Origin of the sequence: Pseudomonas sp. RSB 5.4, from assembly GCF_037126175.1 — a bacterium.
Classification (GTDB): domain Bacteria; phylum Pseudomonadota; class Gammaproteobacteria; order Pseudomonadales; family Pseudomonadaceae; genus Aquipseudomonas; species Aquipseudomonas fluorescens_H.
In genome coordinates, this window is the sequence record NZ_CP146986.1 from 5758971 (window position 1) to 5771281 (window position 12311).

The 12311-nt window shown below is 62.3% G+C and carries 12 protein-coding genes; 5 read left to right on the plus strand and 7 right to left on the minus strand.

Annotation, left to right across the window (positions count from 1 at the left end):
* Nucleotides 1-99: 99 nt before the first annotated feature.
* The 7 genes from nagE to V9L13_RS25895 form a co-directional block, all read right to left on the minus strand.
* Entirely contained in the window at nt 100-1815 is a 1716-nt protein-coding gene (gene nagE / locus V9L13_RS25865) for an N-acetylglucosamine-specific PTS transporter subunit IIBC (protein ID WP_262141879.1), read from the minus strand.
* A gap of 35 nt (nt 1816-1850) precedes the next feature.
* Nucleotides 1851-4364: a phosphoenolpyruvate--protein phosphotransferase gene (gene ptsP / locus V9L13_RS25870; protein ID WP_338800881.1), complete on the minus strand. Its 2514-nt coding sequence runs from the start codon at nt 4362-4364 to the stop codon at nt 1851-1853.
* Nucleotides 4365-4398: 34 nt separating this feature from the next.
* A complete protein-coding gene (locus tag V9L13_RS25875) occupies nt 4399-5421 on the minus strand; it encodes an SIS domain-containing protein (protein ID WP_262141881.1) in 1023 nt (340 codons plus the stop codon).
* A complete protein-coding gene (gene nagA, locus V9L13_RS25880; protein ID WP_003221954.1) occupies nt 5402-6508 on the minus strand; it encodes an N-acetylglucosamine-6-phosphate deacetylase in 1107 nt (368 codons plus the stop codon). Before nagA ends, V9L13_RS25875 begins: the two co-directional genes overlap by 20 nt.
* Before the next feature lie 32 nt (nt 6509-6540).
* Nucleotides 6541-7281: a GntR family transcriptional regulator gene (locus V9L13_RS25885; protein WP_166496649.1), complete on the minus strand. Its 741-nt coding sequence runs from the start codon at nt 7279-7281 to the stop codon at nt 6541-6543.
* Between the two features lie 330 nt (nt 7282-7611).
* On the minus strand, nt 7612-8127 hold the full coding sequence (locus tag V9L13_RS25890; RefSeq protein ID WP_003221956.1) for a L,D-transpeptidase family protein: 516 nt from the start codon (nt 8125-8127) through the stop codon (nt 7612-7614).
* 83 nt (nt 8128-8210) lie between these two features.
* Nucleotides 8211-8762, minus strand: coding sequence for an NUDIX hydrolase (locus tag V9L13_RS25895; protein ID WP_338800883.1), 552 nt, complete (start codon nt 8760-8762; stop codon nt 8211-8213).
* 146 nt (nt 8763-8908) lie between these two features.
* Between V9L13_RS25895 and V9L13_RS25900 the strand changes: the two genes are divergently transcribed.
* The 5 genes from V9L13_RS25900 (at nt 8909) to purT (ending at nt 12204) form a co-directional block, all read left to right on the plus strand.
* Nucleotides 8909-9508: a CoA pyrophosphatase gene (locus tag V9L13_RS25900; protein ID WP_003221960.1), complete on the plus strand. Its 600-nt coding sequence runs from the start codon at nt 8909-8911 to the stop codon at nt 9506-9508.
* A 45-nt stretch (nt 9509-9553) separates the two neighbouring features.
* Entirely contained in the window at nt 9554-10078 is a 525-nt protein-coding gene (locus tag V9L13_RS25905; RefSeq protein ID WP_003221962.1) for a gamma carbonic anhydrase family protein, read from the plus strand.
* Nucleotides 10075-10290, plus strand: coding sequence for a DUF1289 domain-containing protein (locus tag V9L13_RS25910; protein ID WP_025112182.1), 216 nt, complete (start codon nt 10075-10077; stop codon nt 10288-10290). The genes V9L13_RS25905 and V9L13_RS25910 overlap by 4 nt, the downstream gene beginning before the upstream one ends.
* Nucleotides 10291-10455: 165 nt before the next feature.
* Nucleotides 10456-10923, plus strand: a complete 468-nt coding sequence (locus V9L13_RS25915; RefSeq protein ID WP_003221966.1) for a hypothetical protein — start codon at nt 10456-10458, stop codon at nt 10921-10923.
* A gap of 99 nt (nt 10924-11022) precedes the next feature.
* On the plus strand, nt 11023-12204 hold the full coding sequence (gene purT, locus V9L13_RS25920; protein ID WP_103521588.1) for a formate-dependent phosphoribosylglycinamide formyltransferase: 1182 nt from the start codon (nt 11023-11025) through the stop codon (nt 12202-12204).
* Nucleotides 12205-12311 lie beyond the last annotated feature (107 nt).

Sequence of the window (12311 nt, forward strand, 5' to 3'; positions counted from 1 at the left end):
GTTCTTCGCGAGCAAGCCCGCTCCCACATTGACCTGTGTACGCCGGTCAAATGTGGGAGCGGGCTTGCTCGCGAAGAGGGCCGCCCAGACGTCGGTGAGTCAAACCTTGGCGCTGACCTCACTCCGATTAACCAACGCCTCAATCGCCCCACTCAAACTCGCCGCTTTCTCGCCAATCAACAAATGCCAGACCCCACCTTCCAACGGGCTGACACCCTGGCAACCCAACTCTTTCAACTGCGCCTCGGACAGCGCTTTACCATCGGCCAGTTGCAGGCGAATACGGGTCAGGGCGATGCAGTCCAGTTGCAGCACATTCTCGCTACCGCCCAAGGCAGTCAGCCATTGCTGGGCTTCCGGTGCTGTGACCAATACGGCTTTCGATTCCTCGACCACCACCGCAGGCGCAGCCACCAACGCACGCCCCAGCGTCGGCATGGCGAGGCGGATTTCGTCGGCGATGCTGTCGGCCAATGGCCCAACCACCACCTGCAAGCTGCCGCCCTTGCCCGGGCGTACCACGGCCATCGCACCCAGTGCCTTCAAATCAGCATCGGAAGCCTTGTTGCGATCAACCATTTCCAGACGCAACCGGGTAGTGCAGGCACCGACGGTGAGCAGATTCTCCGCACCACCGAGTGCCTTGATGTAAGCCGCAGCGCGCTCGTTCTCGGTGAGAACAGCCTTGTCAGCCGCCGCAACATCCTCACGCCCCGGTGTCTTCAAATTGAAGCGGCGGATACAGAAATCAAACACCGCGTAATACACCACGGCGTACGCCAGCCCGACCGGAATCACCAGCCAGCCATTGGTCGAGCGCCCCCAACCGAGCACCATGTCGATGAAGCCGCCGGAGAAGGTGAAGCCGAGGTGGATGTTCAGCGCATTGGTGATCGCCATCGACAACCCGGTCAGCAGCGCATGCAGCAGATACAGCAGCGGTGCCAAAAACATGAAGGCGAATTCGATTGGCTCGGTCACGCCGGTCAAAAACGAGGTCAGGGCCATCGACAGGAAAATCCCGCCCATCACCTTGCGCCGCTCCGGCAGCGCATTGCGGTACATCGCCAGGCACGCGGCGGGCAGGCCGAAGATCATCATCGGGAACATGCCGGTCATGAACTGGCCGCCCTTTGGATCGCCAGCGAAGTAGCGTGACAGGTCGCCGGTGACCAGTGCGCCGGTAGTCGGGTCGGTGAAGTTGCCGAACACGAACCACGCCATGTTGTTGAGAATGTGGTGCAGGCCGGTGACGATCAGCAGGCGGTTGAACACGCCGAAGACGAAGGCGCCGAAGCTGCCGCTTTCCATCATCAAGGTGCCGAAGCTGTTGATGCCGTGCTGGATCGGCGGCCAGATGTAGCCGAACACCACGCCCAGCGCAACGGCGGCGAAACCGGTGACGATCGGTACAAAACGTCGGCCACCGAAGAACGCCAGGTACTCCGGCAGCTTGATGTCTTTGAAGCGGTTGTACAGCGCGCCGGCCATCAGGCCGCTGACGATCCCGGCGAGCATGCCCATGTTGATGCTCGGGTCGAGCACTTTGAGGGTGGAGATCATCACCAGGTAACCGATCACCCCGGCGAGGCCGGCGGTGCCGTTGTTGTCCTTGGCGAACCCGACCGCGATGCCGATGGCGAAGATCATGGCCAGGTTGGCGAAGATCACTTGCCCGGCATCGTGAATGATCGCGATGTTCAGCAGGTCGGTGTCACCCAGACGCAGCAGCAGGCCGGCAATCGGCAGGATCGCGATCGGCAGCATCAGCGCACGGCCGAGGCGTTGCAGGCCTTCGATGAAGAGTTGGTACATGGTGGTTCTCCCTGCTCTTTATAGAGAGCTTGTTGTTAGTGCAGAGGCCAATGCTGGTGGCAGGCGTGACGAACCGCAGCAGCGCTGTTCAGTTTCAACAGGTCGAGGCTGAGGCGTTGGCATTCGGCCTCGTGCAACTGGCGCACGCGATCCTTGATTTCACCGATCTGCACCGGGCTCACCGACAACTCGGTCACGCCGAGGCCGATCAACACCGGCGTCGCCAGCGGGTCGGAGGCGAGGGCACCGCAGACGCCGACCCAGCGCTTGTGCACTGCCGCACCTGCACAGGTCATGGCGATCAGTCGCAGCAGCGCCGGGTGCAGGGCATCGACCCGAGCGGCCAAACCTGCGTGGTCGCGGTCCATCGCCAGGGTGTATTGCGACAGATCGTTGGTGCCGATCGACAGGAAGTCGGCATGCTCGGCCAGTTGTTCGGCCTGCAATGCGGCGGCGGGGACTTCGATCATCACGCCGATTTCCGGGTGCTGGCTGATACCCAGTTGCAGGCACAGCGCATCGACCCGCTGGCGGATGTGCAGCAGTTCGTCGACTTCGGTGACCATCGGCAACAGGATCCGGCAACGGCGCAGCGGGCTGACTTGCAGCAATGCGCGCAGTTGTTGGTCGAGGATTTCCGGACGGGCCTGAGCCAGACGAATGCCGCGCAGGCCGAGCACCGGGTTGGCTTCGGCGGGCAGCGGCAGATAGTCGAGTTGCTTGTCGCCGCCGACGTCGATGGTACGGATGATCACCGAGTGCTCACCCATGGCATCGAGCACAGCTTGATAGGCGGCGCGCTGCTCTTCGATGTCCGGCGCGGTCTGCCGGTCGACGAACAGAAACTCGGTGCGCAGCAGGCCGACGCCATCGGCGCCGTTGGCAAAGGCGTCCGCCGCTTCATGGCTGGAGGCCACGTTGGCGACCACTTCGATCGCCACGCCATTGCGGGTTTCGGCGGGCAGATGGGCTTTGGCTTGTTGCGCGTCGCGGCGTTGCTGACGCTCGATTTGCGCTTGCTGAACTTCGGCCAGGCGTTCGGCGTTCGGCGTCAGTTCGAGGCGTCCGCCATCGGCATCCAGCACCACCGACTGACCTTGCGGCTGATCGAGCAGAGCGGCACCCAACGCCACCAGGCATGGCAGGCCTTTGCCGCGCGCCAGAATCGCGACATGCGACGTCGCGCCACCCTCGGCCATGCACAACCCGGCGACACCCTGCGCGCTGAGTTGCAGCAGATCCGACGGCGTCAGTTCATGCGCAGCGACGATGGCGCCGGTCGGCACGTCGTAATGCCAGGCTTCACCGAGCAGGGCGCGCAGGACGCGCTGCTTGAGATCGCGCAGGTCGTTGGCGCGTTCGGCCAGCAGCGCGCTGCCGGTGTGTTGCAGGACTTCGCACTGCACGTCGATCGACTGGCTCCAGGCGTGAGTCGCCGCCGTGCCTTGGTCGATAGCATGCTGCGCAGCATCGAGCAGGGCCGGGTCTTCGAGCAGTGCCAGGTGCGCGGCGAAGATCGCTTCTTCGTCGGCATTCTTGTGCCTCTTGGCCTCGGCCAGGGTGCCGTCGATTTCGCTGCGCACTTGATTGAGGGCGGTGTCGAGGCGTTGTCGTTGTTCGGTTGAATCATGATGCCCGGGATCGACTGGCAGGCTGATCGCGCTCAAGCGAAACAGCGGCCCGCCGACCAGTCCCGGTGCCGCGCACACACCGTGCAGCACACCGGCTTCGGCCGGACGTTTGCGCGGTGCGGCGCTGACCGGTGCAGCGGCGTGATGGTCGTCGGGCAGGGCAGTCGCCAATGCATTGAGCAAGGCTTGCAGCGCGGCTTCGGCGTCCGGCCCCTGACAGCTGACTTGCACTTCATCCTGCTCGCCAACCGCCAGTCCCATCAGCCCGATCAGGCTGTTGCACGGCGCCGACTTACCAGCGAAGTGCAGCTGCGACTGGCTCTTGAAGCCTTGTGCGGTCTGCCTAATCAGTGCGGCCGGGCGTGCATGCAAGCCGCCGCGATGTGCCACCAGCACATGACCGTGAACCTCGGGTCCGTCCAGCGTTTCAGCATGTGCCACCGAACTGTTGCGCGCAACGATGTGCAGCAACGGATCGCCGACCTTTACCGGTTTGAGCGTGATCGGGCGCACCTGGAAGTCCTGGCTGTTGGTCAGGATCAGCAGGCTGACCAGGCTTTTGCACTGCTGGCCGACCTTGTCCAGGTCGTAGCGCAACAATGGTTGGCCCTTGCTGACCCGCGTACCTTCCTTGACCAGCATCGAGAAGCCTTCGCCGTTCAGTTCAACGGTGTCGAGGCCCAGGTGCAGGAGGATTTCCGCGCCGTTGTCGGCACGCACGGTCAGTGCGTGGCCGGTGCGGGCGACGTGGATGATCACCCCGGCGCAGGGCGAATACAGGGTGTCGTTCAGCGGATCGATGGCGATGCCGTCGCCCATCGCGCCACTGGCGAACACCGCGTCCGGGACTTTGGCGAGCGTGAGCACCGGGCCGCTGAGCGGGGCGCTGAGGGTCAGCTCTTTATTGTTGTTGTGCATGGCTCGGTCTCATCAGGTGTGCAGTCATTCGGACTTAGTGCGTACGCGTCACTTTGCTCAGGTGGCGCGGCTGATCCGGGTCCATGCCTCGGGCCACGGCCAGGTTGGCGGCCATCACGTAGAAGCTCTGGATCGCCAGAATCGGATCAAGGGCCGGGTGTTCGGCGCGGCTCAGGGTCAGGTCGCGTTCGAGGATGTCGTCCGGCGCCGCCAGCAGCACACGGGCGCCGCGTTGACGCATCTCTGCCGCAAGGCTGATCAGACCGGCCTGTTCGGCACCGCGCGGGGCGAACACCAGCAGCGGGTAATGCTCGTCGATCAGTGCCATCGGGCCGTGACGGACTTCGGCGCTGCTGAACGCTTCGGCCTGGATCGCCGAGGTTTCCTTGAATTTCAGCGCGGCCTCTTGGGCGATGGCAAAACCGGCACCACGGCCGATGACCATCAGGCGCTCACAATCGCGCAGCGCGTCGATGGCCGCGCTCCAGTCCTGCTGCGCCGCGTCGCGCAGGCCTTCGGGCAGGGCGTTGTGCGCTTCCAGCAGTTCGTTGTCTTCTTTCCAGTGCGCGATCAGGCGGGCGCTGGCGCTCAGGGTGGCGATAAAACTCTTGGTCGCGGCGACGCTGCTTTCGGTGCCGGCGAGCAGCGGCAGGCTGAATTCACATGCGGCTTCCAACGGCGAATCGGCAGCGTTGACCATCGACACGCTCAGAGCGCCACGCTTGCGCAGCAGACGCAGGCTGTTGACCAGATCCGGGCTTTGCCCCGATTGCGAAAAGGCGAACGCCACCTGACCGCTGACCTTCAGCGGCGCCTGTTGCATGGTCACCACCGACATCGGCAACGACGCCACCGGCACACCCAGTTGCTGCATGGTCAGGTAAGCGAAGTAGCTCGCCGCGTGGTCGGAGCTGCCGCGCGCGACGGTCATCGCCACTTGCGGCGGCTGGCGGCGCAGGCGCCCGGCGATCTCGATCATTTGCGGGTCGAGCTGTTGCAGTTGGGCTTGCACGGCCTCGAACGAGGACAGCGCCTCTTCAAGCATTTTTGAAGTCAATGTCTTCTCCTTCGACCATGACGGCGGTCAGTGTGAGTGAGCGATCCAGCCGCACGCAGTCGGCCCAGGCACCCGGTTGCAGGCGCCCGCGTTCAGTGATGCCGAGGTAGTCGGCGGGAAATTGCGACAGACGCTGCGAGGCCTCGCTGATCGGCAAACCGATCTTCACCAGGTTGCGCAGGGCCTGATCCATGGTCAGGGTGCTGCCGGCCAACGTGCCATCGGGCAGGCGCACGCCGCCCAGGCATTTGGTCACGGTGTGGCTGCCGAGCTTGTATTCACCGTCGGGCATGCCGGCGGCCGCGGTCGAATCGGTGACGCAATACAGGCATGGGATCGATCGCAGGGCCACGCGGATCGCGCCGGGGTGCACGTGCAGCAGATCCGGGATCAGCTCGGCGAATTTGGCGTGGGCCAACGCGGCGCCGACGATGCCCGGTTCGCGGTGATGCAGCGGGCTCATGGCGTTGTACAAGTGAGTGAAACTGGTCGCGCCAGCCTCCAGAGCGGCGACGCCTTCCTCGTAACTGCCGAGGGTGTGGCCGATCTGCATGCGGATGCCGCGGCTGCTGAGTTCGCGGATCAACCCGTCGTGGCCGGCGATTTCCGGGGCGATGGTGATCACCCGGATCGGCGCCAGCGCCAGGTATTCCTCGACTTCGGCCATCAACGCGGTGTGGGCGAAGTTCGGTTGCGCGCCGAGTTTGCCGGGATTGATGTACGGGCCTTCGAGATGCACACCGAGTACCCGGGCGGCGCCTTGCGGACGCTGTTCGCAGAACTCGCCGACCTCTTTCAGCACGCTGGAGATCTCGGCGCTCGGCGCGGTCATGGTGGTGGCCAGCAGCGAAGTGGTGCCGAAGCGCACGTGGGTTTTGGTGATGGTCTCGAAGGCGCTGGCGCCTTCCATGATGTCTTTGCCGCCACCGCCGTGGACGTGCAGGTCGATGAAACCCGGCAGCAGATACGGCAGGTCATTGTCGGCCGGATCGCAGGGCACGCCTTCGATCGACACGACTTTGCCGTGTTCGTGGATCAGCCGGCCGCGAACCCAGCCGTGAGCGGTGAGGATGTTGTCTTCGGACATTTCGGTTCTCGCTGTTTGACGGCTTCGCCCGGTTAGCGGCGCAGCTCTGCAACAAAGTCGTAGTAGTCGTTGCGGCAATAGGTGTCGGTGACTTCGATCGGCGTGTTGTCTTCCAGATAGCCGACCCGGGTCATCAGCAGCATGGCGGTACCGGGGGCGATGCCGACCAGCGCGGCAAACTCGTCCGAGGCGTTGATCGCCTGGATGTGCTGCAGGGCGCGGACGATCGGTTTGCCGATGCCGTCGAGGTATTCGTAGAGCGAATCGCCGACCAATTGCGGCTTGGGCATGATCGAGGCGGGCAGGGTGCTCATCTCGATGGCCATCACGGTGTCGTCGGCCTTGCGCAGGCGTTTCATGCGCGCCACCTTGTCGTTCGGCGACAGGCTCAGGCGGATCAGTTCTTCGTGAGTCGGCAGGGTGATTTCGCGCTCCAGCCACTGCGAGCTGGGCACGAAACCCTTGAGGCGGAGCATTTCGCTGAAGCCCGAGAGGCGCGACAGTGGTTGTTCCAGACGGGGCGTGATGAAGGTGCCGGAACCTTGCAGGCGGCGGATCAGACCTTGATCAAGCAGCACTTCCAGCGCCTTGCGGGCGGTGACCCGGGAGATACCCAGTTGCTCGCTGAGATTGCGCTCGGAAGGCATCGCCTGCTCGGCCTTCCACTGCCCGGAATGGATCGCCGACTCCAGATTACGCGCCAGCTGCAGGTACAGCGGTGTCGGCTGAGAGTCATCTGGGCGTAGGGCCTGGAGGTCGTTCATGTAGGTCATTTCCGACGCGAGTGTAGGATTGTTGTTGCTCGCTTGTGGGGCGGAAATTAATACCACTTGAATACCATGTCAACGCAGGGAATTGGCCTGTAGGCCAATGAAATGGCGGGTCTCGGGTGTGATGTATTGAAGTGGTATTAGAGGTGGAATGCAGAAAGCAAAAGATCGCAGCCTGCGGCAGCTCCTACAGTGGGAAGTGGTATCAACCCTGTAGGCGCTGCCGAAGGCTGCGATCTTTTGATTTATTTTTTAACGCCGACCGACGGTAACGGCTGAATCAGCACTTTGTGGCGAGGGAGCAAGCTCTCTCATCACAGGTTTTCGGTCAGCCTAAGGGCGGATTTCGATCATCGTGCCGTCCGGCACCAGGCCCCAGACTTCACGCATGTCCATGTTGCGCATGGCGATGCAGCCGTCGGTCCAGTCCAGGGTGTGGAACAGGTCTTCGGGCGTGTCCTCGGTGTCGGGCGTGCCGTGGATCATGATCATCCCGCCAGGCTCGACGCCTTCGCGGCGGGCGCGGGCCGAATCGCTGATGTTCGGGTAGGAAATGTGCATCGCCAGGTTGAATTTTTCGCTGACCTTGCGCCAGTCGATCCAGTACAGACCTTCCGGGGTGCGTTTGTCGCCCTCAATCAGTTTCGGACCTTTCTTCGCGCCTTTGCCCAGGGAAATGCGATAGGTCTTGAGTGGCTTGCCGTCGGAGATCAATTGCAGTTGATGCGCCGATTTGAACACCAGTATTTTGTCGATCCGGGGGCTATTCGATGGCGTCACGGTGGTCACGAATGACGCTTGGGACACGGTGACGAACGACAGGCAGAGCAGGGCAAGCAACCAGCGCATTGAAACGATTCCCCAAGAGTGACGCATTGTTAAGTGTAGGAGCTGCCGCAGGCTGCGATCTTTTGATCTTTGATTTTTTTGAGTCAGCTGATGGCAGGCTGGACCAACGGTGGAATCGATTCCGAACGAACCGGATACGCCTCGACCCGTCGATCAGCGAAGAAGCATTCTAAGGTACGCCCCACCGTGCGAAAAGCCAGCTCGTCCCACGGGATGTCGGCTTCGTCGAATAGTTGCACTTCGAGGCTCTCGGGGCCGGCGGCAAAGTCCAGATCGGCCAGTTCGGCACGGAAGAACACGTGCACCTGGCTGATGTGTGGCACATCGATCAGCGTATAGATGCTCAGGTTGCGCACCCGGGCGCAGGCTTCCTCGGCGGTTTCGCGGATCGCGGCCTGCTCGATGGTCTCGCCGTTTTCCATGAAACCGGCGGGTAGCGTCCAGTAGCCGAGACGGGGCTCGATGGCGCGGCGGCAGAGCAACACTTGGTTGCCCCAGGTCGCAACGCAACCGGCGACGATATTGGGGTTTTGATAGTGAATGGTCTGACAACTGTCACAGACAAATCGCAGCCGCGAATCGCCTTCGGGAATGCGCTGGGTCACCGGGTTGCCGCACTGGCTGCAAAATTTCATGCTGGGGTTCCTGAATGCTGCGCCTATCTTGGCGTGCAGCGGTGCCGGTCGGCAAGTTGTCGTTTCGCGACATGGCCCGGTCAGGGGCTTGGGCGGCTGCCATGATTGGTGCATGATGCAGGGTAAGGCACAGATCGAGAACACTCATGCTGGACGAGCTACTGCATAGGGTAAGCAACCACACACCGCGCACGCTGGAGACCGATAAACGTTTCCCCGAGGCCGCTGTTCTGGTGCCGATCACCCGCAGTGACGAGCCCGAGCTGGTACTGACCCTGCGCGCCAGCGGCCTTTCGACCCATGGCGGCGAAGTCGCCTTCCCCGGCGGGCGCCGTGACCCGGAAGACCCCGACCTGATTTTTACCGCCCTGCGCGAAGCCGAGGAAGAAATCGGCCTGCCACCGGGGCTGGTCGAGGTCATAGGCCCGCTCAGCCCGCTGATCTCCCTGCATGGCATCAAGGTCACGCCGTATGTCGGGGTGATCCCGGACTTTGTCGAATACCAGGCCAATGACGCCGAGATTGCCGCAGTATTCAACGTGCCGCTGGAGTTCTTCCGCAAAGACCCGCGCGAACACACGCATCGTATCGACTACCAGGGTCGCAGCTGGTACGTGCCGAGTTATCGCTACGGCGAGTTCAAGATCTGGGGGTTGACGGCTATCATGATCGTCGAGCTGATCAATCTGCTCTATGACGAACAGATCAGCCTGCATCACCCGCCCAAAAGTTTTATCAATACCTGAAGCCATCGCTCGAATGGCCCGTTCGTGAGCCCTGAGGAAAACAAGATGAAATACCGCTTGGGCGACGCCCGCGTCGACACCCATCCACAGAGCTGGGTAGCGCCCAATGCCGTGCTGGTGGGCAAGGTCAAACTTGAAGAGGGCGCCAACGTCTGGTTCAACGCCGTGCTGCGCGGTGACAACGAACTGATCCTGATCGGCAAGAACAGCAATGTTCAGGATGGCACCGTGATGCACACCGATATGGGCTATCCGCTGACCATCGGCACCGGCGTGACCATCGGTCACAACGCCATGCTGCATGGCTGCACCGTCGGCGACTACAGCCTGATCGGCATCAACGCGGTGATCCTCAACGGCGCGAAAATCGGCAAGAACTGCATCATCGGCGCCAATTCGCTGATCGGCGAAGGCAAGGAAATTCCCGATGGCTCGCTGGTGATGGGTTCGCCGGGCAAGGTCGTGCGTGAACTCACCGAGCCGCAGAAGAAAATGCTCGAAGCCAGCGCCGCGCACTATGTGCACAACTCGCAGCGCTACGCGCGTGACCTGGTAGAGCAGGAAGAATGAACACGCCTGAAAGACCCGTTGCCTCGCCGTGCGTGAATATCTGCGCCCTGGATGAGGACGATATTTGCACCGGCTGCCAGCGCACGGTCGAGGAGATTACGCGCTGGGGCCGGATGACCAACGACGAGCGGCGGGTGGTGCTCGGGTTGTGCCATGAGCGGGCGAAGGCGAGCGGGTTGGTGTGGATGATCCCCGGGAAATCTGGCGTCTGACAAACCGCCTTCGCGAGCAAGCCCGCTCCCACATTGGATTTGTGTTCACCTTCGATCAACTGTGGGAACGGGCTTGCTCGCGAAGAGGCCGGAACAGTCGCTACTTCTTATTGGCCCAACTCAAAGCCTGAAGTAACCTGTGCGCCAATTTGACAGGTCGCCCCCATGATTTTCCTCATCGCCTACATCAGCAGCGTCGTGCTGATCAACTTCGCTTTCTCCACCGCGCCACACCTGGACATCATCTGGTCGGCCTGGGGCGGGTTGGTGTTCGTGTTGCGCGACATGGTGCAAACCCGTTTCGGCCACGGTGCCATCGTGGCGATGCTGGCGGCGCTGGTGCTGTCCTACGTCACCTCTGATCCGTCGATCGCCCTGGCCAGCGCCACTGCGTTCGCGATCTCCGAGTGCATCGACTGGCTGGTGTTCAGCGTCACCAAACGCCCGTTGCGTGACCGCTTGTGGATCAGTTCGGCACTGAGCATTCCCCTCGATACCTTCATCTTTTTCGGCATGATCGACCTGATGACGCCACCGGTGATCATCACCGCATTGGTCTCGAAGTTCGCTGGCGTCACTGCCGTCTGGCTGATCATGGCCTGGCGCGAGCGCAAACAGGCTGTCGCCAGCTAAGCCAAACCCTCCGGTTCATGTAAAATGCCGCGCTTTCTCCCCATGGAAAGCGCGTCTGGCGTTGCTTTCCTCGATGATCCGCTTCTTTGAGGACCTGAGATGACCCGTATCGGAACTCCATTGTCGCCAACCGCGACCCGCGTATTGCTGTGTGGCTGTGGTGAGTTGGGCAAGGAAGTGGTGATCGAGCTGCAACGCCTGGGCGTTGAAGTGATTGCCGTCGACCGTTACGCCAACGCGCCGGCCATGCAGGTGGCGCACCGCAGCCACGTGATCAACATGCTCGACGGCGCCGCGCTGCGTGCAGTCATCGAAGCCGAGAAACCGCACTTCATCGTGCCGGAAATCGAAGCCATCGCCACCGCCACGCTGGTCGAACTGGAAGCCGAAGGCTTCACTGTGATCCCGACCGCGCGCGCCGCGCAACTGACCATGAACCGCGAAGGCATCCGTCGTCTGGCTGCTGAAGAGCTGGACCTGCCGACCTCGCCGTACCACTTTGCCGACACCTTCGAGGACTACAGCAAAGCCGTTCAGGACCTGGGTTTCCCGTGCGTGGTCAAACCGGTCATGAGCTCGTCGGGCAAAGGCCAGAGCCTGCTGCGCAGCGCTGATGACGTGCAGAAAGCCTGGGATTACGCACAAGAGGGCGGTCGCGCCGGCAAAGGTCGGGTGATCATCGAAGGCTTCATCGATTTCGACTACGAAATCACTCTGCTGACCGTGCGCCACATCGGCGGCACTACGTTCTGCGCACCAGTCGGTCACCGTCAGGAGAAGGGCGACTATCAGGAGTCCTGGCAGCCGCAGGCCATGAGCCCGATTGCCCTGGCTGAGTCCGAGCGCGTGGCCAAAGCTGTGACCGAGGCTTTGGGCGGTCGCGGTCTGTTCGGCGTCGAGCTGTTCATCAAGGGCGATCAGGTGTGGTTCAGCGAAGTCTCGCCGCGCCCGCATGACACCGGTCTAGTGACCCTGATTTCCCAGGATCTGTCGCAGTTCGCGCTGCATGCTCGCGCCATTCTCGGTCTGCCGGTGCCACTGATCCGTCAGTTCGGCCCTTCGGCTTCGGCAGTGATTCTGGTGGAAGGTCAGTCGACCCAGACCGCATTCGCCAACCTTGGCGCTGCATTGAGCGAGCCGGATACGGCGTTGCGTCTGTTCGGCAAGCCTGAAGTCAATGGTCAGCGCCGGATGGGCGTGGCGTTGGCGCGGGATGAGTCGATCGAAGCTGCGCGTGCCAAGGCGACCCGGGCTGCTCAGGCTGTTGTTGTAGACCTGTAAACCGAGGCGCGGCATTCGCGAGCAAGCTCGCTCCCACAGGTTCGGCGGTGTTCACAAATTTTGTGTACTGCACGGACACTGTGGGAGCGAGCTTGCTCGCGAAGCTT

Coding starts and splice junctions, on each gene's coding strand:
- V9L13_RS25910 (WP_025112182.1), top strand. CDS start 10,075: ATGAACACGCCTGAAAGACCCGTTGCCTCGCCGTGCGTGAATATCTGC.
- V9L13_RS25895 (WP_338800883.1), bottom strand. CDS start 8,762: ATGAAATTTTGCAGCCAGTGCGGCAACCCGGTGACCCAGCGCATTCCC.
- V9L13_RS25885 (WP_166496649.1), bottom strand. CDS start 7,281: ATGACCTACATGAACGACCTCCAGGCCCTACGCCCAGATGACTCTCAG.
- V9L13_RS25900 (WP_003221960.1), top strand. CDS start 8,909: ATGCTGGACGAGCTACTGCATAGGGTAAGCAACCACACACCGCGCACG.
- V9L13_RS25905 (WP_003221962.1), top strand. CDS start 9,554: ATGAAATACCGCTTGGGCGACGCCCGCGTCGACACCCATCCACAGAGC.
- ptsP (WP_338800881.1), bottom strand. CDS start 4,364: ATGCACAACAACAATAAAGAGCTGACCCTCAGCGCCCCGCTCAGCGGC.
- nagA (WP_003221954.1), bottom strand. CDS start 6,508: ATGTCCGAAGACAACATCCTCACCGCTCACGGCTGGGTTCGCGGCCGG.
- nagE (WP_262141879.1), bottom strand. CDS start 1,815: ATGTACCAACTCTTCATCGAAGGCCTGCAACGCCTCGGCCGTGCGCTG.
- V9L13_RS25915 (WP_003221966.1), top strand. CDS start 10,456: ATGATTTTCCTCATCGCCTACATCAGCAGCGTCGTGCTGATCAACTTC.
- purT (WP_103521588.1), top strand. CDS start 11,023: ATGACCCGTATCGGAACTCCATTGTCGCCAACCGCGACCCGCGTATTG.
- V9L13_RS25890 (WP_003221956.1), bottom strand. CDS start 8,127: ATGCGCTGGTTGCTTGCCCTGCTCTGCCTGTCGTTCGTCACCGTGTCC.